This window comes from Alkalitalea saponilacus (assembly GCF_900168165.1).
Taxonomy (GTDB): Bacteria; Bacteroidota; Bacteroidia; order Bacteroidales; family Marinilabiliaceae; genus Natronoflexus; species Natronoflexus saponilacus.
Genome location: NZ_FUYV01000005.1, coordinates 156,462 through 178,756, shown reverse-complemented (window position 1 = coordinate 178,756; position 22,295 = coordinate 156,462). Strand labels below are relative to the sequence as shown.

The 22,295-nt window shown below is 38.2% G+C and carries 21 protein-coding genes; 14 read left to right on the top strand and 7 right to left on the bottom strand.

What is annotated here, in order from left to right; translation table 11 throughout:
• The first annotated feature begins 7 nt into the window (after positions 1-7).
• Positions 8-994, top strand: coding sequence for a Gfo/Idh/MocA family protein (locus B5X70_RS06450; protein WP_079557079.1), 987 nt, complete (start codon positions 8-10; stop codon positions 992-994).
• A gap of 152 nt (positions 995-1,146) precedes the next feature.
• Positions 1,147-2,049, top strand: a complete 903-nt coding sequence (locus B5X70_RS06445; RefSeq protein WP_079557078.1) for an exonuclease/endonuclease/phosphatase family protein — start codon at positions 1,147-1,149, stop codon at positions 2,047-2,049.
• Here the strand turns inward: B5X70_RS06445 and B5X70_RS06440 are convergent.
• Genes B5X70_RS06440 through B5X70_RS06430 form a run of 3 tightly spaced genes read right to left on the bottom strand, consistent with a single transcriptional unit; the run spans position 2,043 to position 5,954 of the window.
• Positions 2,043-2,849 carry a DUF2797 domain-containing protein gene (locus tag B5X70_RS06440; RefSeq protein ID WP_079557077.1) on the bottom strand — a complete coding sequence of 269 codons (807 nt, stop codon included), beginning with the start codon at positions 2,847-2,849 and terminating at the stop codon, positions 2,043-2,045. The genes B5X70_RS06445 and B5X70_RS06440 overlap by 7 nt on opposite strands.
• A gap of 12 nt (positions 2,850-2,861) precedes the next feature.
• Positions 2,862-4,118, bottom strand: a complete 1,257-nt coding sequence (locus B5X70_RS06435) for a peptidase U32 family protein (protein ID WP_079557076.1) — start codon at positions 4,116-4,118, stop codon at positions 2,862-2,864.
• Between the two features lie 3 nt (positions 4,119-4,121).
• Positions 4,122-5,954, bottom strand: coding sequence for an LTA synthase family protein (locus B5X70_RS06430; RefSeq protein WP_079557075.1), 1,833 nt, complete (start codon positions 5,952-5,954; stop codon positions 4,122-4,124).
• A gap of 80 nt (positions 5,955-6,034) precedes the next feature.
• Between B5X70_RS06430 and B5X70_RS06425 the strand changes: the two genes are divergently transcribed.
• From B5X70_RS06425 to B5X70_RS06415, 3 genes are read left to right on the top strand one after another with little or no spacing between them, the layout of a single operon-like run.
• Positions 6,035-7,051, top strand: coding sequence for a stealth family protein (locus tag B5X70_RS06425; protein WP_079557074.1), 1,017 nt, complete (start codon positions 6,035-6,037; stop codon positions 7,049-7,051).
• 59 nt (positions 7,052-7,110) lie between these two features.
• Positions 7,111-7,842, top strand: coding sequence for a glycosyltransferase family protein (locus B5X70_RS06420; RefSeq protein ID WP_079557073.1), 732 nt, complete (start codon positions 7,111-7,113; stop codon positions 7,840-7,842).
• Between the two features lie 4 nt (positions 7,843-7,846).
• On the top strand, positions 7,847-8,833 hold the full coding sequence (locus B5X70_RS06415) for a Stealth CR1 domain-containing protein (protein ID WP_079557072.1): 987 nt from the start codon (positions 7,847-7,849) through the stop codon (positions 8,831-8,833).
• A 4-nt stretch (positions 8,834-8,837) separates the two neighbouring features.
• Here the strand turns inward: B5X70_RS06415 and atpC are convergent, their stop codons facing one another.
• The 4 genes from atpC to B5X70_RS06395 all read right to left on the bottom strand — a co-directional run bounded on the left by atpC (position 8,838) and on the right by B5X70_RS06395 (position 14,240).
• The gene (atpC, locus tag B5X70_RS06410) at positions 8,838-9,110 is read right to left on the bottom strand and encodes an ATP synthase F1 subunit epsilon (protein WP_079557071.1); all 273 of its coding nucleotides are present in this window, start codon (positions 9,108-9,110) and stop codon (positions 8,838-8,840) included.
• Positions 9,107-10,621: a F0F1 ATP synthase subunit beta gene (gene atpD, locus B5X70_RS06405; RefSeq protein WP_079557070.1), complete on the bottom strand. Its 1,515-nt coding sequence runs from the start codon at positions 10,619-10,621 to the stop codon at positions 9,107-9,109. Before atpD ends, atpC begins: the two co-directional genes overlap by 4 nt.
• A 98-nt stretch (positions 10,622-10,719) precedes the next feature.
• Entirely contained in the window at positions 10,720-11,697 is a 978-nt protein-coding gene (locus B5X70_RS06400; protein WP_079557069.1) for a polyprenyl synthetase family protein, read from the bottom strand.
• A 128-nt stretch (positions 11,698-11,825) separates the two neighbouring features.
• On the bottom strand, positions 11,826-14,240 hold the full coding sequence (locus tag B5X70_RS06395; protein WP_079557068.1) for an efflux RND transporter permease subunit: 2,415 nt from the start codon (positions 14,238-14,240) through the stop codon (positions 11,826-11,828).
• Positions 14,241-14,555: 315 nt separating this feature from the next.
• On the opposite strand from B5X70_RS06395, the gene B5X70_RS06385 reads away from it, so the two are divergent.
• The 9 genes from B5X70_RS06385 to B5X70_RS06345 all read left to right on the top strand — a co-directional run bounded on the left by B5X70_RS06385 (position 14,556) and on the right by B5X70_RS06345 (position 22,282).
• Positions 14,556-15,071 carry a YfiR family protein gene (locus B5X70_RS06385; RefSeq protein WP_079557066.1) on the top strand — a complete coding sequence of 172 codons (516 nt, stop codon included), beginning with the start codon at positions 14,556-14,558 and terminating at the stop codon, positions 15,069-15,071.
• Positions 15,072-15,376: 305 nt separating this feature from the next.
• Complete coding sequence (locus B5X70_RS06380; protein WP_079557065.1) at positions 15,377-17,092, top strand: methyl-accepting chemotaxis protein; 1,716 nt, start codon at positions 15,377-15,379, stop codon at positions 17,090-17,092.
• Positions 17,093-17,282: 190 nt separating this feature from the next.
• A complete protein-coding gene (locus B5X70_RS06375) occupies positions 17,283-17,591 on the top strand; it encodes an STAS domain-containing protein (RefSeq protein ID WP_079557064.1) in 309 nt (102 codons plus the stop codon).
• Between the two features lie 24 nt (positions 17,592-17,615).
• Complete coding sequence (locus B5X70_RS06370) at positions 17,616-17,981, top strand: response regulator (RefSeq protein ID WP_026474334.1); 366 nt, start codon at positions 17,616-17,618, stop codon at positions 17,979-17,981.
• Positions 17,982-17,990: 9 nt separating this feature from the next.
• Positions 17,991-18,326: an Hpt domain-containing protein gene (locus B5X70_RS06365; RefSeq protein ID WP_079557063.1), complete on the top strand. Its 336-nt coding sequence runs from the start codon at positions 17,991-17,993 to the stop codon at positions 18,324-18,326.
• Between the two features lie 35 nt (positions 18,327-18,361).
• Entirely contained in the window at positions 18,362-20,407 is a 2,046-nt protein-coding gene (locus tag B5X70_RS06360; RefSeq protein ID WP_079557062.1) for a chemotaxis protein CheA, read from the top strand.
• A gap of 27 nt (positions 20,408-20,434) precedes the next feature.
• Positions 20,435-20,887, top strand: coding sequence for a chemotaxis protein CheW (locus B5X70_RS06355; protein ID WP_079557061.1), 453 nt, complete (start codon positions 20,435-20,437; stop codon positions 20,885-20,887).
• 20 nt (positions 20,888-20,907) lie between these two features.
• Positions 20,908-21,393 (top strand): chemotaxis protein CheW, encoded by a 486-nt coding sequence (locus B5X70_RS06350; RefSeq protein ID WP_079557060.1) that lies wholly within the window; start codon positions 20,908-20,910, stop codon positions 21,391-21,393.
• Positions 21,394-21,412: 19 nt separating this feature from the next.
• Positions 21,413-22,282, top strand: a complete 870-nt coding sequence (locus B5X70_RS06345) for a CheR family methyltransferase (protein ID WP_079557059.1) — start codon at positions 21,413-21,415, stop codon at positions 22,280-22,282.
• Positions 22,283-22,295: the final 13 nt, after the last annotated feature.

Genomic DNA, 22,295 nt, shown 5'->3' with positions numbered 1-22,295 from the left:
ATTAATCATGGACAAGATAAAAATCGGAGTTTTAGGAGTATCAAACCACTTAATTAAAAGAATCGTTTTACCTCTGAGTAAAACAAAGTACAGTTGCATCTATGCCATTGCATCCCGAAAAATAGAACAAGCTCAGCAAGCTGCTAAAGACTTTAATATTCCGGTGGTTCACCAGAACTATCAAGAGCTTATCGATGATGCTGAGGTTGATGCTGTATATATCCCTCTGCCAAATCATTTACATGCCGAGTGGACTATAAAAGCAATTAAAGCAAAAAAACCTGTCCTTTGCGAAAAGCCCCTGTCCATGGATGCGAATGAAGCAATAATGCTTCATAACATATCTGAAGAATCCAAAATTCCCTTCATGGAGGCCTTCATGTACCGCTTTCATCCTATGTGGAAACACATTAAGGATGTTATAGCCACCAATCAAATTGGAGACATCAACCAGATTCACACTTCATTTTCATACAACAACCCTTCACCGGGTAATATCCGAAACATTGAAGAGTATGGAGGCGGAGCTTTAATGGATATTGGATGTTATGCTGTATCGGTTCCAAGATTTTTGCTGGGGAAAGAACCCATAAGGGTTCTTTCAATGGTAAAACGACATCCCGAATTTAAAACCGATATGCACACTTCGGGCATTCTAGAATTTGATGAATCTCGTGCATCTTACTATGTTTCAACGCTTTCTGAGCCTTTTCAAAAGGTAGATATAATTGGGACAGCAGGTACTATAACTATTCATTTGCCATTTAATACCTATGTTGATGTTCCGGCAGAAGTCTCCATCAACTCTTCCCTTGGCTCAAGAGTCGTAAAATTCCCTCCGTCAGATGCCTATGGGTTAATGTTTGATGCCTTTGCCGAAGCATTATTAAATAATCAACCCATGCCGGTAGAAACAATGGATGCCATAAACAATATGAAAGTGATTGATGCATTAAAAAAATCTGCAAAATCAAATAATTGGACGCAAGTTTGATCTACAAATTGAAAAGGTGGTCAACGCATTAGGCAACCATCATCAATAAAAACAGGTCGTTCCTGTAAAAAAAACAATGTGCACTCCAAGTTGTAATATCTTTACTTAAGAAATCTTATTTTCCTGATTTTTGCAGATGATGAATTAAAAGTATGAGATACTGCCTTTACATATTTCTATTTGCTGTTGTAATCAGTTGTTCCCGTTCGGGACAACTGGATGTTATTACTTTCAATTCCGGCAGTTCAATTGTCTCAGATTCTGTAAACACGTGGGAGAATCGCTTACCAATCATACAGCAATATTTCAAAAATCAAAACCCTGACATCATCGGAATGCAACAAGTTAATATCAAACGATTAAGAAGCTTGTCTACCATACTTCCTGCATATAGTTATATTATATCGCAGGATATAGATGAAGCAGATGCAGATCAACTCAACCCTATATTCTATAAAACAGATAAATTCAGAGTTCTATCAAAATCAAGGTTTTACATATCCGGCGAAGGTGTAATAACCCAAAAAGATTTAGTTACTTGTAATCAAATTCATCTGATAAACTGGACAAAACTGGAGAACATTGAATCAGGACACATTTTTTTTGTATTTAACGTACATTTTTGTAAGAATAACGAGGATGAGGATATCATCAGCAGCGCTCTGTTTTTAAAGAGAATACGAGAGTTGGCAGGAAATGCACCGGTGATCGTTACAGGATCGTTTCACATGAATGAAGCATCCAGAACATACAGGATTATGCGATCAAACTGGGATAGGTTTCTGTCAATTGAGAACAGTTCAGAACTTGCTAAGTCAGGAAAGAATCGGATATATCCCACTTATAACGCTTATGGTAAAGAAGAATTTCATGCAATGAGTGACTATATTTTTGTAAACAGCTATTTTGACGTAAGAAGAATTGAAACACACCGGGTAAAAAATCAGAATGTTTATATCTCTGATTACTATCCGGTATCAGTAAATCTGAAATTTTTATTTAATCGTAGGATGCGCCAGGGAAATATTACAGAACTTCCGTGGCGAAATCAATAGCTTAAACTGACACGATAGCCGTTATGCCTTCTTATATTGAGTACCTGTTCATCTTCAAAAAGCAAATACTGTCCCCTTATTCCGCTTAAGGTACCACTAAAACTCCGTTCTTTATCGAAGGTAACTGTGACAGGTTTAATCGGATATTTCTGCACCGGATATTTCAATGAATAGATTGAATCATCTTCGTCAACAAACTGCTGCATACCTGAACTTAATAATTCTATGGCTTCTTTTCTGAATTTAAGTAAATCAAGAGCTTCATCAACGGTGCCCGAAACCATTTTTTTCCATAATGTTTTATCGGTAAAATGCTTTGAGAGGTGCATCTCAACCAGACCTGCCATATGTCGGTTTGGAGTTTTACAAATCTTTATGGCTGCCGATGCGCCCTGGTCAATCCACCGAACAGGAATTTGCGATTGACGGGTTACGCCAACTTTTATCTCTCCGGTATTTGCCAGATATACATAATGAGGCTGTAAACAATGCATTTGTGCCCAATCCGCATCTCTTGAAACTCCCACATGAGCTTTGCACAATGCCGGCCTTAACACACACTCGCTGGCTTCCGGAGCTGTTTGCATACAGTTAAAGCAGAAACCCTGTGCAAAAGATTTTCGTGTGGTTTTACCACAAGATATGCAATTGATCTGGCCGCTGAATTCGAAATTCAGCTTCTGACCAATCAAATCACTCATCGGCACCTCATCGGCACTGAGTTTCAAAACATATGTAACAGAGCCGTCAGCAGAAACGGTTCCTCTCATTTTTGACAGATTTCCTTCAAATACTGGCATTAAATTAGCTCTCTATTGAATTTTGGCCTGACTGGCTTTTACAATTTTAAATAATTTATCTGACCGACGTATCTTATCATCCACCGGCATTGAAAATAGATCGCCCTTTTTAACCTCATTAACAGGTTTAAGGTCAACTCTCAGTTCTTTTACCTTCATCTCAAGAACACCGGTAGTTGGCCCGGTAATTAAAATCTCGTCGTCAACATTAAGGCTCTGGGTTTCAAGGCGAAACTCCCCTACCCCGATTTTTGGAAAATAGTTGGTTCCCTTTCCCACGTATATTTTACGTTTGGTGGCCATCGATCCGTAATTGGCACTCCACTCTCCCAATTTCTGTCCCTGGTAGTATCCATCCCAAAACCCACGATTAAAAACCGATGAGAGACGTTCATCCCAACCTGCAATGAACTCCGATGTAAAATACCCTCCTGCAATGGCCTCTAACGCCTCGTTATAGCAAGCGGAAACACTTTTTACATATTCAGGCCCCCTGGCTCGTCCTTCTATTTTGAAAATTCGCACTCCAGAATCTACCAACTTGTTTAAAAAGTGTATAGTTTTTAAATCTTTAGGCGACATAATATATTGATTATCCACCTCCAGCTCGTCGCCCGATTCTTTGTCGGTAACAACATATCCCCTGCGGCACGACTGCAAACAAGCGCCCCGGTTTGCCGAATAGTTGTATTGATGTAAGCTGAGATAACACTTCCCCGATACTGCCATACACAACGCTCCGTGAGCAAACATTTCGATACGCACCAAATCCCCGCCAGGGCCACGAATATCTTCTTCAACAATGGCTTCATGAATTTTCTTAACCTGATCCATGTTTAATTCACGAGCCAGAACTACAACATCTGCGTATTTGCTATAAAACCTAAGTGTTTCAATATTAGAGATATTTACCTGCGTACTTATATGAATAGGAATCCCTTTTTGTGAGGCATAGTGAATGGCTGCCTGGTCAGAAACAATCACCGCTGAGATACCGCTTTCCTTTGCTACATCCACCATTTTCCGCATCTCCTCCAGATCTTCATCATACAACACAATGTTCAGAGTTAGATAGGATTTTAACCCGTTTTCTTTGCAAATTGAAGCTATTTCTTTTAAATCCCCCGCACTGAAATTGGATGACGAACGTGACCGCATATTCAGATTACCTGCACCAAAGTAGACCGAATCTGCCCCTCCTTGAATAGCTGCCTTTAATGATTCAAATGAACCCGCGGGAGCCATCACCTCAAAATCTTTTCTGGTCATTTGTTATCTGTTTAAATGATCAAGCGATAAAACCTGAAGGTAAGCCTTGCCTTTTAAACTGTCAATCGCAGTAGCTTCTCCTTCAAAAACTATATATCGACCTGCATTATTATCGTAAACTTTGTACAGGTCAGGTGTAATGAGTCCAAATGCATCGGGATAGGTAAAAAATGCAAACTCCTCAACCTCTTCGGCAAGCAGATTCTTGCTGAACGGAAATTCGCTGTCATCCAAGCGAAGCTGATTTAACAACGTAGATACCATATCTGTCTGGCTGCCGATGGTTGAAATTACTGTATCCTTTACAGCCAAAGCACCACCTGTCCATAACATAGGAATATGATACCTCTCAATCATCTGTGAAGTGGCTCTGGCCGGTCCCGGTACGCCATGATCTGCAATCAGTATAAATAAAGTATTATCCCACAACCCCTTTGATTTAACACTCCTAAAAAAATCTCCCAAACACTGATCGGTATAAAACACCGAATTCAAATAGGGATCATCATAAACCCTATCCATTGGGACATCAAATGGTTCATGACTGCTAAGTGTAAAGTAAAACTGAAAATAAGGCGATTGAGCTATCGACATCTCCTCAATTAATCGTTCAAAAGTATATTCATCGTGAACGCCCCATTTTTGTCCGTGAGTTGAGCGCGGAAAATCGTTGATGGTAATTACTTTTTCAAAACCCGACAATGTGACAAAAGAATTCATTCCCTTAAAACCGATATCGCCGCCGTACATGTATGTAAGATCATAAAAACCTCCCTCTTTTAACTTATTGGGCAGAAATCTAAGCGATTGCGATTTGGCAGGATATTGCATAATGGAATACGCAGGCATCACCTGGTAACCCGCTAACGCGGCTACCAGTCCCTTGTCTGACCTGTCGGAGGCCGCATAAATATTATTAAAAAGAACCCCTTCGGGAACGAGTGAATCGAAGTTTGGCGTAACAGCCTCTCCTCCCATGCTACCAATAACCTGCGCGGAAAAACTTTCCAGCAAAATGACCACAACATTAGGTTGTGGTTGGTTAATTAGTATTTGCGTCTCTCCCGATTGATGCATCATTTTATTAAAAATCTTTTCAGCCTTTTCCTGATCCATAAACCGGTAATGGCGGGTTGTGGCATCCAGTCTTTTAAGGCTGTAAAAAAGATTCCAAAGTGGATTTATAGCAGAATGATTGGCAAACATGTGCTGCGAGAAATAAGCAACGCCTGTATTGATTGGAGCAACGCCAAAACTTCCTCTAATGGGAATAATCATTAATGCACCTGTGAAAAGCGTAATGAAAGCAGCCATTACCAGCGGTAATGGTTGCATTTTAGATACAGATTTTTCCTCTCCTGATTTCATCCATTTAATATAAATCAGGATTGTTCCCCAGCTTGCAACTATCAATAAAACAAAAAACAAAATAACCTCCCACCATTGTAACGATGCCAGAATAACCATGGGAGTAGCCAAGAATCCAAGCGCCTCACCATCCAGATGTCTGCCCCAGTAGGAATATAGATTTGTGTTGGCAAACATCAATGCCATAAAAACAGGAATAATAACATAGTGCAACCAATGCAAATGAGTAAATTCAAATCGTCTAATTATTGGTAAAGTAATCAATTGCATGACGCACGTTAACAGTAAAATGTAACCAGTAAAAGAGAGGTCAAGTCTTAAACCAACTGCGTATGAAGCCAGTAAAGAGCCAAAACCGGCATCCCCGGAATAACCCGAATTGAATATCATAAAAAGCAACCGGTGAAGCGCAAAAAACAGAATCCAAAAAAGAGCTACCTTGAAAATATACTTGAAAAATCTGGTCATATCACTCATTATTAATTCACAAATAGTTTACAAAAATAGCTAAATTTGTCAGTAATATAACTTATATCCAAAGGAACCAAATGCAAAACTCTACTAAGTTTGAAAACCCCGATGCCATAGATGCGGTAATTACGTGGGTTGATGGTCAGGATCCGAAACATAGCGAAAAACTTAACCGATATCTTACATCTATCGGACGGAGACCCCCATCAGCACATTCAACCAGATTTAACGAAGCCGGAGAATTTATTTATTGCATTGCTTCTATTTTGCGGTTTGCCCCCTGGATAAGGAAAATTTTTATCGTAACCGATGAACAGACCCCTGATTTTATGAGCTTAATTGAAAAAAGTTCATTTGCAAACAGGGTCCTCATCATCGACCATAAAGTGATATTCAAAGGATACGAAAGCAACCTTCCAACTTTTAACAGTCTTTCAATTGAGTCGCTTTTGTGGAGAATACCCGACCTATCCGAACGATATATCTATTTAAATGATGATTATCTCTTTATTAGACCGGTAAAAGCTGAATCGTTCTTTATTGATAACAAAATTGTTGTTAGAGGTAAATGGGAAACTCAACAATCAGAAAGATGGTATAATTCATTATACCATCTGGTAAAAAAAGAGAAAAACAGAGTAAAAAACAGAATTGCTCAAGCTCTTAGTGCAAAAATAACCGGATATTCAAAAAAATATTTCCGTGTTCCACATAACCCACATCCGCAATTTAAATCTCTGCAATCTGATTTTTTCTCAAATAATGAAGATTTGCTCACTAGCAATATAAAGTATCCCTTAAGATCAGAAGAACAATATGTTCCAACAGCTCTTACAAATCATTTAGCATTTAAAAACAAACGAGCAATAATAGATAACAGGTATAAAACCATCAGGCTTAAGCTTAATAAATTAACTTACCGGCATTTGAAAATCAAACTTTTCTTTGCAGATCGTGATAAAAACACAGCATTTACCTGCCTACAAAGCTTGGACATGGCAAACGATAAAGTTAAACAGGAAACCTTGCATTGGTTGGAGAGAAGAATTGGGAGTTTAGAGTCCGTTATGGGGGAAATTAGCAATAATTATTGACGCAAATCAGAATAAATCTATACTTTTGCTATACTAACAAATCTAAAATCCTTGAGATAATGAATAATGTAATTTGTATTAAATGGGGGACAAAATTTGGTCCCGAATACATCAACAGACTCTATTCCATGGTTAAACGCAATTTAACTTTGGATTTTAGATTCGTATGCTTAACCGATGATGGCAATGGTATCGATCCGGAAATTGAGGTAAAGGATATTCCACAAACCGGAATCAGCGACTTTGATGAGAGAAAACCATGGGTATTTGGACATGGGTGGCTAAAAGTGGCCAGTTTTGTTGAAAAACTGCACGACCTGGAAGGTCCAACACTGTTTTTAGATCTTGATGTAGTGATTGTAGATAACATTGATTGTTTGTTCCAAGAAGAAGGAGAGTTCCTGGTAATCAAGGAGTGGGATAAAAAAGATGTAACAGGAAACACTTCTGTTTACCGTTTCAATGCCGGAACACACTCAGATGCTCTTGAGTATCTTAACAATAATATGAAAAAAGTTCTCTCATCGGTCAGAAACGAACAGGAATTTATTACAGGATATATGGCATCTCAAGGCAAAATCAAATATTGGCCGGCCGAGTGGTGCGTAAGTTTTAAAAGACATTGTCTGCCAAAACCACTGGGTTGGTTTGGAACAGCTCAAATCCCTGAAAACTCAAAAGTTATTGTCTTTCACGGAAAACCCAATCCGCCGGAAGCCATCAAAGGAATCAGCGGAAAATGGTACCGAAGGGTAGCTCCTGTAAAATGGATAGAAGAATACTGGAAATAAAAAAATGATCAAAGATCCTATAGATGCGGTAATAACCTGGGTTGATGGAAAAGATCCTTTGCACAAGAAAAAATTAGCGGCCTGTTTAGGGCAGCTAAATATTCAAACAGAATCGGCTCACCCCACTCGGTTTAATGAAGTTGGAGAGTTTGAGTTCTGTATTGCTTCATTACTGCGTTTTGCTCCCTGGTTGCGGAAAATTTTTATAGTTACCGATAACCAAACTCCTTCATTTTGGGATCAGATTCAAAAATCAGATTTTGCAGATAAATTTGAACTGGTTGATCATCAGAAAATTTTTAAAGGTTACGAAGATGTTTTACCTACTTTTAACAGCAGATCTATATTTACCCTACTTTGGCGTATCCCGGAATTATCAGAACAATACATATATTTGGACGATGACTTTATTCTTTTAAATCCTCTATCTCCCGAAGATTTTTTTTTCGACCACAAAATGATGCTTCGCGGGAGATGGGAATTACAGCAAAAGTATACTATTACACGAAAACTTAAATGGCTAAAGTCGGGAAGTAAAATAATCCCCAGAGCCGGAAATCGTCGTGGTCAGGCTTTTGCCGCGGAAAAAGCGGGTTATAAAAGAAAATATTTTAGAGCACCACATACTCCTCACCCTCAACTGGTTTCACTTCAACAAAAATTTTACAGAAACAACCCCGAGGAAGTTTTAAATAACATAAAATATAAGTTCAGATCTGAACAACAGTTTGTGCCGACTGCTTTAACGACACATCTTGCCCTAAAAAATAATAAAACACAAGTTGTTGCCTCTAACTCAACCATGCGGTTGAAGATGGATAAAATATCCACCTTAAGACTCAAATTAAGTTTGTGGTTTGCTGATAAAAGCCAAAAGAAGTATCTATTTGGATGTTTTCAAAGTCTGGATATGGCGAGCCAAAAAAATAAGCAGATTCTTATAAACTGGCTTACAAACAGGATAGGCACCCTATCAAAAATTCTTGAATAAAGTATTATTCTCCCTCTTCTGCTTCCGAAGCGTGATCCATCAACACTGTCATTCGATTCTCTTTACACTCCACCACTCCCTTCCGGCACAGAAAGTGTCGCTCCACCCCATCCTTACCAATGATTCGTATGCGGCCTTGAGTAAGTGTTGATATGATCGGTCCGTGATCACGCAAAACGGTAAAGCGTCCAAGTTCACCCGGAACTTCCACCATTCCCACCGGCCCTTCGAAAAGGATTTTCTCCGGTGTTACAACTTCCAAGTAGAGATCGGTCATTTTCTTCGCGCTTCTTTTAAGAGTTTCTCACCTTTTTCGATGGCCTGTTCAATGGTTCCAACAAGATTAAAAGCAGCTTCGGGATATTTATCCAGTTCTCCGGAGAGAATCATTTTAAATCCTTTTATGGTCTCCTCAATAGGAACCAATTCCCCTTTCAAACCTGTAAATTGCTCTGCAACAAAAAACGGCTGCGATAAGAATCTTTGAACCCGTCGTGCTCTGTGTACCACAACCTTATCTTCCTCCGATAGTTCCTCCATTCCAAGAATGGCGATGATATCCTGTAATTCTTTGTATCTCTGCAAAATCTCCTTTACGTTTTGCGCAGTTCGGTAATGATCGTCACCAACGATATCAGGAGTTAGAATTCTTGATGTAGAATCCAAAGGATCAACTGCAGGATATATTCCAAGTTCAGCTATTTTTCGACTTAATACAGTGGTTGCATCCAAGTGTGTAAAAGTGGTTGCAGGAGCCGGGTCGGTAAGGTCATCGGCTGGTACATAAACTGCTTGAACCGAGGTAACAGAGCCATGTCTTGTGGAGGTAATTCGCTCCTGTAAGGCACCCATTTCGGAGGACAAGGTCGGTTGATATCCCACAGCAGATGGCATCCTTCCCAACAAAGCCGATACTTCAGAACCAGCCTGAGTAAAACGGAAAATATTATCAATGAAAAGCAGTACGTCACGACCCTCACCTTTTCCGTCTCCGTCTCTAAAACCTTCTGCAATGGTAAGCGCCGAGAGAGCTACGCGAGCACGTGCTCCGGGAGGCTCATTCATTTGTCCAAAAACCATGGAAACCTGGCTGTTTTTTAAGGCATCATGATCAACAAGATCGAGATCCCATCGACCTTCCAATACGCTTTGTTTAAACTTCTCTCCATAATCCACAATTCCAGATTCGATCATTTCACGCAGCAAATCATTTCCCTCACGGGTACGTTCACCAACACCTCCAAAAACTGAGAGTCCAGAATAACCTTTGGCTATGTTATTAATAAGCTCCTGAATGAGTACTGTTTTTCCAACACCAGCACCACCAAATAATCCAATCTTTCCCCCTTTTGAGTAAGGTTCAATCAAGTCGATGACCTTAATTCCGGTGAATAAAATTTCAGTTTCAGTGGACAAATCTTCAAATAAAGGAGCCTCTTTATGAATTGAAGAGAATTTGGTGGCTTCAACTTCGGGTAAACCATCAATGGCTCGCCCAACTACATTTAGCAATCTTCCTTTAACCTCATCTCCCAATGGCATTGTAATTGGGGTTCCACGTGAGACAACCTTCATGCCGCGCTGCAACCCATCGGTAGAATCCATAGCAATGCAACGAATGGTGTGTTCACCAATGTGCTGCTGACATTCGATTACGACCTTCTGGTCGTTATCGGCATAAATATCAAGGGCATCATCAATATTGGGGATTTCGTTTGATTCTATATCAAACGCTACATCCACTACCGGACCTATTATCTGAAGAACCTTTCCTGTAAGCTGTGCCATGCGATGAATAATTAATAATAAAAGATGAGGTATAAGTTACAAAATTATTCTGTTTCAAAACGGTTCTCCCCAAAAAACATTCGCAACTATAAATTCAATTAGCGCGAACGTTCCATTAATTGATGGGCAAATCCTGCCAGTTCCTGCTTAAGAGACTGATCACCTTTTATATTGGATAAAAAATCCAACGATTTTTTATAGTGTTCATCCATCAGCTTTTTGGCATTAGTAGAAACGTTTGCTTCCTCATAAAGGTTACGAACAGCTGATACTTTTTCCTCCCGGTTAAACTCTTTTTTATTCAACCATTTGTATAATTCTTTTAAAGATGCACCTTTAAGTTGGTTTTGTGCATTGATAAGAAGGAATGTTTTTTTGTTGGAAGTGATGTCTCCCCCAATTACCTTTCCAAATGTTTGGCTGTCGCCAAACACATCCAACCAATCGTCCTGCAATTGAAATGATATTCCCAAATGAATCCCATATTTATATAAAAGATCGGCATCAACCGGATCGGCACCTCCTACCATTGCGCCAGTTTTTAAACTGGTACCCAATAAAACAGCCGTCTTTAGCCTGATCATCTCTATATACTCTTCTTCGGTAACATCTTTCCGTGTTTCAAACTCCATATCGTATTGCTGTCCTTCACAAACTTCCATGGCGGTAGCACTAAAAATGTCAAGAACAGGTTTCAAAACCTGTTCCGGAGTTTGAAGCATTAACTGATATGCTCTTATAAGCATAGCATCGCCGGACAAAATGGCTGTATTGGCATTCCATTTTTCATGAACGGTTGGATGGTTTCGACGCATGGCCGATCCATCCATAAAATCATCATGCAATAGAGTAAAGTTATGAAAAACCTCAAGACCTATGGCTGGCGAAATGCATTGGTTTATTCTGGATTCATCGAATAAAGCACAACCGGCAAGACACAAGGCAGGGCGAATGCGCTTACCGCCTAATGACAAAATGTATGATACAGGTGCATACAATCCTGATGGTTCCTTATCAGTTATTAAATATTGTATGGCTCTTTCCGATTGTTCGATAAATTCAGTTATTCTGGTCATTATTCCTAATTTTTGCGGTTTTTTAAAACATCAGAATTTTCGGAAAAATTCTATATTGGATCTTATACTAAAAGTAAATACTGCAAAATAAAAAAAATACAAGCCAATTACTATCTCGCAGGTTCATTTTAGTCATCAACTTGCTCTTTTTGATTCCTTCTTTCTATTACCAGATCATCTATTTCAATATCTTCATCCTCGTTATAAATAGCAAGTAGGGGCTCTTTAAAGGATTCATTCGTAATGAACTTTTCAAGAGTAAGCAAAATGGATGGCAATAAAATCAGATTGGCAAACAAAGCAATGAGTAACGTAAAGGCGACAAGCAAACCAAGTGCAACTGTACCACCAAATTCTGACAAGCTGAATACCCCAAAACCGAAAAATAATATTATTGATGTGTAGATCATACTTAAGCCGGTTTCCTTTGTTGCTATAACAACAGCAGCTCTTATACTCCAGTTGGTTTCACTCAACTCCTGCCGGTATTTTGCCAAAAAGTGGATGGTATCATCCACTGAAATTCCAAATGCAATGCTAAAAACCAGAATGGTTGAAGGCTTAATGGGAATTCCGAAATAGCCCATCAAAGCCGCAGTCATAAGCAGCGGAATGATATTTGGGATCAGTGAAACCAAAACCATCCTCTTTGAACTGAACATCCAGGCCATGAAAGTAGCAATCAACAAAACAGCAATTGAGAGACTGATGAACAAGTTTCTAACCAAGTAATTGGTCCCTTTGAAAAACACCACACTAGCACCCGTAATTAAACTTTCATACTCATCCGGCGGAAAAATTTCTTCGATGGTGCTTCTTACGTTTTGTTCCAGAGATTCCATCCTCGTTGTACCCACATCTTCCATTCTCAGGCTAATACGTGCCATTTGCCTGGCAGAATCTATAAATGAATACATCAACCCTGATCCCTCTCCATCGTCGCTATTTCGGGTTTGCATATGCGACAATATAAAGTTGCGATCCATAGCCGTGGGGATGGCATAATGAAATTCCGATCCGTTATAATATGCCTGTCTGGCAAACTTAATCAACTCTATATAAGATATAGGTCGCGATAACTCATCAATGGAATCCAAACGGCTTTGCAGTAAATCCATCCGTTCCATCGTTGACCTTTGCATAAGCGAATTGGGTCTTCGTGTATCAATCAGAATTTCTAAAGGCATTAATCCGTTGAAATGCTCCTCAAAAAACTTTAAATCTGAATATAATTGGTGCTCATGAGGAATATCATCCAGCATGTATCCAGTAGTCTGCATGCGGGAAATTCCATATCCTCCTACCATCAGCATGATTCCGGTAATAACAAATACCTTTGTACGATGATATAATGATACATGGAGGATTTTATTCACCACATTGGAAACCAAAGTCCGGTCAAGATGCTTGATATGTCGCTCTTTTGGATCGGCCAGAAAGCTGAATATAATGGGAATTAGAAGAAGTGATAATATAAATATCACAATGATATTTATGGCAGCAACAATTCCAAACTCTACGAGTATTCGGCTGCTGGTAAATACAAATGTGGCAAATCCGCTGGCTGTGGTTAAGTTGGTTAAAAAGGTAGCATTCCCTATTTTCCGGATCATCCGTTGCAAAGACTTGATTTTGTTACCATGGCTCCTAAACTCCTGATGATATTTATTCAGCATGAAAACAGAGTTTGGAATACCAATTACAATAATAAGTGGCGGAATCATTCCCGTAAGAATGGTCACCTTAAATCCCAGCATCCCTTGTATACCTAATGCCCAGACAACTGCCGTACCAACAATAAGCATACAAAAAATAACCACTTTAAAGGATTTAAAGAACAGGAATATAATAAGGGCTGTAATTACAAGGGTTAAAACAATGAACATATTAAGTTCATATTTCACCATCTCAGCAGTCTCAACACGTATAAAAGGTAATCCGGAATATTTTAGTGCTGTTCCATTATAATTATCATATCTCGCCCCGGCACTCTTAATTTCTTCAACCAATCTTACTCTTTCGGGGCTTTGCAAAACTTCAGTATCGAGCAATACCGCCATTAAATAAGTGTTGGTTTCTCTATTATAAAGGAGGCCATCATAAAATGGTAAACTTTCAAATATTAACCTTATCGAGTCTAGATCCTGCTGATATGCTATACCCGAGAAGAGAGGCTTAACGTCAAATCGACGTTCTGCGGCAACACGCTTAAGATTATAGCTGTTGGAAATAGAAAGAACTTCAGTAACGCCATCAATTTCTCTTAACTCATCAGTTAATTTTAACCAACGATTAAAATGGTTGATATCAAAAAACTGCTCATCCTGGACACCAAGAACTATAATGTTTCCCTCGTCACCAAACAATTCAGCAAAACGCTCATATTCAATATAGGCCGGATCATCTTCAGGAAGCAAAGGAGCATACTGATATGACATCTCGATTCGTTGAGACTGGTAAGCCATAAAAACAGTTATTGCGGCAATGATAAACAGGATAGGCAAGCGATTCTTAAGAATAGTTCTGGCAATGGTTACCCACATAAAATCAACAAAAAGTAGTTTTTAAACAAATCAACAAAAAATGATGCGAATTTAACGAAAAAATCAATGCCTCGATATAAAATTGCTATAGTTCCAACTTTGCATTTTATAAATAATAAGAATTATTTACATAGTTTTGGAATAATAATTGACAACCATATTATCTATCTGTTTTTCTACGCTTTAACACATCTTTACCTGATCTTAAAACACCCAAAATTCATGCCACTAATAACAAACTATCAAAAAATAGAAACCAAAAAAGAAGAACTTCGTAATATGACACAGGTAGAAAGAATATAAAGAACGGGTAATATGAAAAAGATTTATTTATTATTATTGCTGTTAACGCTTCCCATGTTTACGATGGTTGCACAGGAAGCTCGTTTTAAGGCAGTTTTTACGCTGAACTTCATCCGCTATATTGGATGGCCTGAGAGTTCACTGCAGGGAGATTTTGTCATTGGGGTGGTCAGAAATCGAGAGGTTGCTGATCATATACGAGAACAATCCGAAGGAAAAAAATTTGGCTTTCAGGATATTGTTGTACGTGAGTATCGCAGTATTGATGAGGTTGAAGGTTGCCAGGTAATATTTGTTTCAAATACGACCAACATCAGGGCAAACTCTGATTTGCTGATTGACAAGGCTCTTCAAGCCAACAGTTTGATTATTGCAGAAGCAGAAGGAGCGACAAACCATGGAGCAGCAATTAATTTTGTAATTCGGGATAATGCATTACGTTTTGAGTTACACAGAGCTAATGCTGCCAGAGTAGGACTGCAATTCAGCTCGCGCCTGGAGGGAATGGCAGCTGCCATAAATCTATAACAGACATAGGTTTTGATACAAAATATAAGGTATATATATATAAATCATCCCTTTATTGATAAACGGATAAAACGATTTTTCAATAAAGGGATTAAGCGTCTGATATAAAATTAGTAACTTGTCGGCGTTACTTTAATACCCTTATGTAAAATAGATTAATGATTTTATTTCTCATTGATCTTCAGTCATATTTTAATATTTATTACTTTTAATAATTCATTAAACAATGTGACGACTAATTATTGAACTCAACGTTCAATAATTATTAAAACAGAGTGATAGATAAACTTAAATAAATTAATCAGATGAAGATCAAACTAAACATTGGCCAAAAACTCCTTTATGGGTTTGGACTAATATTAGTCGTTGTGTTGCTGAATAGCATCTTAACCATCACCACACTCGTACGAAGCACAAATCTCAACAATCAGGTTACCGGGATTTATAGTCCTACAGTTCAACATTTAGGTGAACTTGACATGATGATAACCCAAAGTAAGATGCTAATCAGAAACTGGGTTTTTGTTGATAACCAACCAGGAACTCCGGATAAAATCAGGCTAGATAATCTTCACAGAGTACATTGGCCTGAACTTAAAGGAATCATTGAATCTATCACTGAAAGATGGAGAGACCAGGAAGATGTTGAAGAAATTCATGAAATTTTTCATTCTATTGATTCCATGCTTGCTATGCAAAGAGAAGTAATGGAAAGCCTTAATTCATTTGAAGCATACGAAGATGTAATGATATTCTTTCAGGCTGAAGACATGGTCATGGAAGGGCGAGGAATTATGAGACTTTCGGATGAAATAGCAGCTGATATTTTAGAACTTTCTAATAAATACAACCAGTTAAATGAAGAGGCGCTTGACGACATGAGAACTGCTTTTGCCACACTAACATGGGTGGTAATCATAATGGGATTGGTACTTGTGCTTGCAGCTCTTGCCATTGCATGGTTACTATACTCATCAATAGTTCAACCTCTTACAAAAGGTGTTGCATTTGCCAAAGCCATTGGAACAGGAGATTTAACTGCGAAAGTAGAAGTTGATCAGGAAGATGAAATTGGCATCCTTGCGAAAGAGCTAAGCAACATGGCCATAAACCTAAAAAACACAGTCCTGTCTATTAAAGAAAATGCTTCCAGTCTTGTATATTCAAGCGGCACTGTAAAAAGCAGTTCTTTACAACTCTCCAGAGGTTCAGCTGATCAGGCTGCTTCAGCAGAGGAGGTGTCAACCTCCATCGAAGAGATGGTTGCCAACATTGATCAGAATACAGATAATGCAATTCAAACTGAAAAAATCACTGTTGAAACGGCTAAAGACGTAAACGTTGCCAATGAATTAAGTTCAGAAGCTGCAAAAGCTATGAGCGCTATCTCAGAAAAAATATCAATGATCAGTGATATTGCCTTTCAAACCAATATTCTTGCATTAAATGCTGCCGTTGAGGCGGCCAGAGCGGGAGAACATGGTCGTGGTTTCTCCGTTGTAGCAGCAGAAGTAAGAAAACTTGCTGAAAGAAGTAAAACAGCTGCAGACGAAATTGTAACATTGGTAACTAAAGGTTTAAAGGTGTCACAGGAAGCTGGAGAAAAAGCACGAATGCTTGTTCCTGACATTGAGAAAACCACCCTTCTGATTAAGGAGATTGCAGCAGCAAGCATGGAACAAAAGACAGGGGCAGATCAGATAAATCAGGCCATGCAACAGTTGAACATGATTACACAGGAAAATGCCTCTAGTTCTGATGAGCTTACGCAAAGTTCTGAGCAACTGGCAGATCTTGCAGAAAACCTCCAAAAAGCCGTGAGCTATTTCAAAATTGGCCAGGAAAAAGAAGAGGAGATTATCAAGGAAGCAAAGCAAGAAGCTTCAATTGAAAATAAAATAAGTACAGAGAAAAAAGTTACAGATTCTACACAGAAAGACAAAGGTAAAGGGGTTCAGCATAAGCCGAACTTGTCTAATCTGGGAAAAGAATTTGACCTGGATAACTATGAGAAGTTCTAAACGTATCTATTTAACGACTTTTTTTATTAAATTGATCAGTTAAATAATATAATGAATCGAGCTCCTGTAATACAAGCTGTAGAAAACTATAGTATTTAAACATCGAAAACCGACTTAAACAGGTCAAAATTTATTTTGAATTGAGCACTGTTAACAAGTTGATGTGGTTTCATAAATAAAACGAAACAATATGACAGAAAATTTTAATGTTGACTTTAAAGAGAATAATGGACAATTGGATATTGCTCTAAGCGGCCAGTTAACCATCAATTCAATTAAAAAGATAACTGAGGATATTAAGAGCCACATCAAAAATCCAAAATCAGTTAGTGTCTCTGTTAAAGATGTAGACAACATTGATCTGACATTCATTCAGTTGCTTCAATCTATAAAAAACAGTGGCAAAAAAAACGGCTATGAGGTAAGCTTTTCGATGAAACTCCCTGAAGATTTAAGTGCATTACTTAAAAACGCAGGATTTAGTAATTATATAAATTAAAACAATTTAAAACTGCATACAATTATGGCAAAGACCGTACTTATCGTTGATGACTCCGAAAGTATCCGGGAAGTAGTTAACTTTACCCTTCAGAACGAAGGTTATGATGTTTTAGTTGGTGTAGATGGTGAAGATGCCCTAAAATTTCTTGACGGGCGACATATCGACATCATCATTACCGATTTACACATGCCTAATCTTGATGGCCTGGGACTGATCAGAAAAGTCAGAGAAATGGAAAATTACAAACATATTCCAATTCTTTTTCTAACCACTGAATCACAAGCAGCAAAAAAGATGGAAGCTAAGGAAGCCGGAGCTACCGGATGGATTATTAAACCATTCGTTCCAGCTAAACTTTTATCGGCAATATCAAGAGTTATTCGTTAAAAGAATCGCATGTTAACAGAAATTAAACAACAATTTTACAAGGAGACTCTGCAGGAGCTGAAAAACATCAGCTCTGATTTATCTGCTCAAGTTATTGATGCTGATAGAAAGTCCTTGCTTGTTGATAGAATCTTTTCTGTTTCGCATCAATTAAGTGGAACCGGCCCAATGTTGGGCTTTGATATGTCATCAAAAATATCACGTAAACTGGAAAAAACTTTCTACGAGATCCGATCCGGAGAAAAAGAAGTCAGCTTACAACTTTTATGGCAAACGAAAAGAACGATAGACTTCATGATCGACTGTATTACTGAGGAAAATCAAACCCAGGTGCCACAACAATAAGGATAAAATCATTTTAAGGCCAAATTGCATAATTCATGTTAGATAAGTTTAAAGCGAAATTTGTAGAGGAATCAATGGACAACCTCCAGGATTTGGAAGAATCTCTCTTCCTTCTTGAAAAAGACCTGGAAAACAAAGAGCTCATTGAAAGAATTTTCAGGGCGATGCACTCCCTGAAAGGAGGAGGAGCTATGTTTGGCTTTAACCACTTAAGTGACTTTACGCATCACCTGGAAACTATTTTCGATTGGGTTAGAAATAATAAACTTGCGGTTACATCTGATCTGATAACGCTGACTTTCTCAGCAATCGATCACATCAAAAATCTCATAAAAACTGGAGATTTAACCGATGAGCAAGAGTTAAAGGGGCACAATCAGTTTATTTTAAGGTTGCAGTCTGTTCTATCTGACTCAGCATCTACACTTTCTGTTCATAGTACAGTTGATTCGCAAAACATCAATGATGAAATAAGTGAGAGCAAAACATATCTGATTAATTTCATCCCTCAAGAGGAGTTGTTACAAAACGGAACCAACCCTCTTTATCTTCTGGATGACATACATGCTTTGGGTGAAGCTATATCCATTGCCTATACACACAAAGTTCCCTCGCTTGAATTAATTGATATTACTGCCAACTATTGTCTGTGGCAAATCCTACTGAATACATCCGAATCATTAAACGAAATTAAAGATGTATTCATTTTTGTTGAAGACGAGTGCGAACTTCAAATTGACCTGATTGCAGATTCCAATATTCTCCAAAAGCCGGAGTGTATTGAAATCATTAAAAAAGCAAGGAAAGGAAACAGTCTTCTTAAAATAGAAGATTTTCAATCTCTGAGCCAATTAAAGCCTTCATCACAAGAACTTGAATCCGGAGAAGAGAAAAAGAAAATTACCGCTATAAAGGAGCACAAGATTTCCAGCATTAGAGTAGCCTCTCACAAAATTGATGAGTTGGTTACACTAGTAAGCGAGTTGGTTACCATACAGGCTCAGCTAAGTCTGTATTCTGAGAGCAACGAAGATCCGGTAATCGTCAGCCTTTCTGAAAACATTCAAAAATTATCCCGTCAGCTTAGAGAAAATGCTTTTGACATTAGTCTGATACCGCTTCAGAGCGAACTTATGCGCTTTCAGAGATTGGTTAGGGACTTGTCTAAAGATCAGGGAAAAGATATTGACTTTGTAATTGAAGGTGGTGACCTGGAGTTGGACAAAAACATCATTGAACATCTTACCGATCCGCTACTTCACATTTTGCGTAATTCAATTGACCACGGTATTGAACTACCCGAGGAACGGATTTCTTCAGGAAAATCACCTAAAGGAACCATCCTTTTTAAAGCGTTCCACTCAGGAGCAAATGTTATTATTGAAGTATCAGACGACGGTAAGGGGATGGATCTTGAATATATTCGTCAGAAAGCCATCAGTAAAGAGATCGTTGATCAGAATGCTGTTTTGACTGATAAAGAGGTGCTTGATCTTCTTTTTGTCAGTGGGTTTAGTACAAAAGATGCTGTCTCAGATGTATCAGGACGTGGTGTGGGTATGGACGTTGTCCGAAGAAAAATTGCCAACATCCGAGGTGAGGTTTCAATTGACACCGAAAAAGGTAAAGGAACAACCATCACAATCAGACTGCCACTGACCCTATCCATCATCGATGGATTGTTGGTTAAAGTAGGTGCAAATCAATATGTTATTCCGATATCTGCCATAGATAAAATTCATGCACTGGATCCTTCCCAGTTAAAAAAATCATTTAACAATGTGGTTGTTCTTGACAAAGAACAAATCCCATACATCGACCTGAGAAAAGTTTTTAACGCACCAGAAGTAGAGCATGATGTAATACAAATGGTTATGATTAAAGCTGAGGATAGAATAACAGGAGTCATTGTTGATAGCGTTATTGGAGAATATCAGACAGTGGTAAAACCATTAGGCAGATACCTCAAAAAACAGGAAATACTTTCTGGAGCTACGATTATGGGAGACGGCACTCTGGCGATGGTAGTGGATACATCACGCCTGCTCATGGAAAGGAAGAGCAAAAAGGTTGCCGGTTAATATTAAACAAGAGGAGTAGATACCAATATGGAAGATGTGCAGGAAATAACACTATTATCATTTCAGATACAGGAGGATACCTTCGCTGTTAACGCCCTTAAGGTTGATCACATACTTGAGGTTCCGGAGAATATTACTCCGGTGCCTAATGCACCGGAATTTATTAAAGGAATTATAAATCTGCATGGAAATATAATTCCCGTAGCCGACATGAGAATTATTATGGGTAAGGAGGACATCACTTCCAACCAGGATAACTCAATTATTGTTATCAATCCTGCCAATAATCAGGACTCAAGGGTGGGAATTATGGTTGACATAGTTAAGGAAGTGATAGAAACCAAAAGTTCTGAACTGAAAGAAACAGTTTTGGATGGGAAAAAAGGACTCATTGAGTCTTTTGAAGGAACCCTATTAATTAACGATGAGTTTATTCATATCATCGATATGAATAACTTGGCAGAAATAATAGAAAAATAACCAGACAATATAAGTTTAGTATGTCATTAACAATAAATTCATATCTCACATTTCAGATTGCCGGTGAACTCTTTGGAATTAACGTGGCCAAGGTTCTTGAGATAAGGGAATATATGGAACCAAAAGCAATACCCCAGTCTTTGGAGTTTGTAAAAGGCGTTATTGAATATCAGCAGGAAGTAATCCCTGTTATTGATACCGGCCTAAAGTTTGGAATGGCTCCAGTCGAAATTCAGGCAGCAACTTGTATGATTATATTACAACTTGTGAGTGATGTTTTAGGAAAAACCTACAGGGTTGTTGTGCTTGTGGATGCAGTATCTGATGTTATTGAGTGTGAGGAGAGTGAAATGAAAACCATTTCTGATGACTATAAACCGGCATATATCAATGCAACCTTGACACGTGAGGATAAATTCATCTATGTTTTAAATGCCGATATGGTATTCAACCAAAAAGAGATCATTGCAATGACAGATATCTTAAAGGGAGTAAAAAATAAATAAGATACGGCTTAAAGCACGAATGACATCAATTAATCAAAATCCGAACGGGCTGGATTGTTTTAAGGCAGAATTATCAGAAAAAGATTTTCAGGTATTTAGCCAATATATATATTCAGAATACGGCATAAAAATGCCTCCCATTAAAAGGATCATGTTACAGGGGCGATTGCTTAAGCGCATTCGTGAACTGAAAATGAATTCGTATTCAGAGTATAAAGAGTATTTCTTTAGCAAGGATGGACAACAGAAAGAGTTACTTCATTTTTTAAATGTAGTAACAACCAATAAAACAGATTTTTTCAGAGAACCGGTTCATTTCATTTTTTTAAATGAAACCGTTCTTCAAGATTTTTCTAAGAATAACCCAACGCATCAACCATTAAAGATATGGAGCGCAGGGTGTTCAAGTGGCGAAGAACCTTATACGATTTCAATCGTATTAAATGAATATCAAAGACTTAACCCCTCATTTAAATTCGAAATACAGGGAACTGATATTTCAACACAAATGCTTGAAAAAGCAGCCAGAGGTATCTATCCGGCCAGTAAGGCCTTAACCATACCAATGGATATTAAAAAGAAATATTTCCTTAAAAGTAAGGATGTTAATAATCAAACAATTCGGGTGCATCCACATTTGCAAAAAAACATAAAGCTGGGTTATCTTAACCTGATGGATACATCCTATGGAGCACAAGATATGTTTGATGTAATTTTTTGCAGAAATGTACTGATATACTTTGATCGGCCAACCCAGGAAAAAGTAATCAATAAATTGTGTACACATCTGAAAAAAGATGGGCATTTTTTTATAGGACATTCTGAATCCCTTTCTGGGATGGATGTTCCGCTAAAACATATAAAACCGACCATATTTAAAAAAATATAGGATATAATCAGTG

Bases quoted from the DNA above. Each gene is read 5' to 3' on its own strand.
- B5X70_RS06450 (WP_079557079.1), top strand. From the start codon at position 8: ATGGACAAGATAAAAATCGGAGTTTTAGGAGTATCAAACCACTTAATT.
- B5X70_RS06445 (WP_079557078.1), top strand. From the start codon at position 1,147: ATGAGATACTGCCTTTACATATTTCTATTTGCTGTTGTAATCAGTTGT.
- B5X70_RS06440 (WP_079557077.1), bottom strand. From the start codon at position 2,849: ATGCCAGTATTTGAAGGAAATCTGTCAAAAATGAGAGGAACCGTTTCT.
- B5X70_RS06435 (WP_079557076.1), bottom strand. From the start codon at position 4,118: ATGACCAGAAAAGATTTTGAGGTGATGGCTCCCGCGGGTTCATTTGAA.
- B5X70_RS06430 (WP_079557075.1), bottom strand. From the start codon at position 5,954: ATGACCAGATTTTTCAAGTATATTTTCAAGGTAGCTCTTTTTTGGATT.
- B5X70_RS06425 (WP_079557074.1), top strand. From the start codon at position 6,035: ATGCAAAACTCTACTAAGTTTGAAAACCCCGATGCCATAGATGCGGTA.
- B5X70_RS06420 (WP_079557073.1), top strand. From the start codon at position 7,111: ATGAATAATGTAATTTGTATTAAATGGGGGACAAAATTTGGTCCCGAA.
- B5X70_RS06415 (WP_079557072.1), top strand. From the start codon at position 7,847: ATGATCAAAGATCCTATAGATGCGGTAATAACCTGGGTTGATGGAAAA.
- atpC (WP_079557071.1), bottom strand. From the start codon at position 9,110: ATGACCGATCTCTACTTGGAAGTTGTAACACCGGAGAAAATCCTTTTC.
- atpD (WP_079557070.1), bottom strand. From the start codon at position 10,621: ATGGCACAGCTTACAGGAAAGGTTCTTCAGATAATAGGTCCGGTAGTG.
- B5X70_RS06400 (WP_079557069.1), bottom strand. From the start codon at position 11,697: ATGACCAGAATAACTGAATTTATCGAACAATCGGAAAGAGCCATACAA.
- B5X70_RS06395 (WP_079557068.1), bottom strand. From the start codon at position 14,240: ATGTGGGTAACCATTGCCAGAACTATTCTTAAGAATCGCTTGCCTATC.
- B5X70_RS06385 (WP_079557066.1), top strand. From the start codon at position 14,556: ATGAAAAAGATTTATTTATTATTATTGCTGTTAACGCTTCCCATGTTT.
- B5X70_RS06380 (WP_079557065.1), top strand. From the start codon at position 15,377: ATGAAGATCAAACTAAACATTGGCCAAAAACTCCTTTATGGGTTTGGA.
- B5X70_RS06375 (WP_079557064.1), top strand. From the start codon at position 17,283: ATGACAGAAAATTTTAATGTTGACTTTAAAGAGAATAATGGACAATTG.
- B5X70_RS06370 (WP_026474334.1), top strand. From the start codon at position 17,616: ATGGCAAAGACCGTACTTATCGTTGATGACTCCGAAAGTATCCGGGAA.
- B5X70_RS06365 (WP_079557063.1), top strand. From the start codon at position 17,991: ATGTTAACAGAAATTAAACAACAATTTTACAAGGAGACTCTGCAGGAG.
- B5X70_RS06360 (WP_079557062.1), top strand. From the start codon at position 18,362: ATGTTAGATAAGTTTAAAGCGAAATTTGTAGAGGAATCAATGGACAAC.
- B5X70_RS06355 (WP_079557061.1), top strand. From the start codon at position 20,435: ATGGAAGATGTGCAGGAAATAACACTATTATCATTTCAGATACAGGAG.
- B5X70_RS06350 (WP_079557060.1), top strand. From the start codon at position 20,908: ATGTCATTAACAATAAATTCATATCTCACATTTCAGATTGCCGGTGAA.
- B5X70_RS06345 (WP_079557059.1), top strand. From the start codon at position 21,413: ATGACATCAATTAATCAAAATCCGAACGGGCTGGATTGTTTTAAGGCA.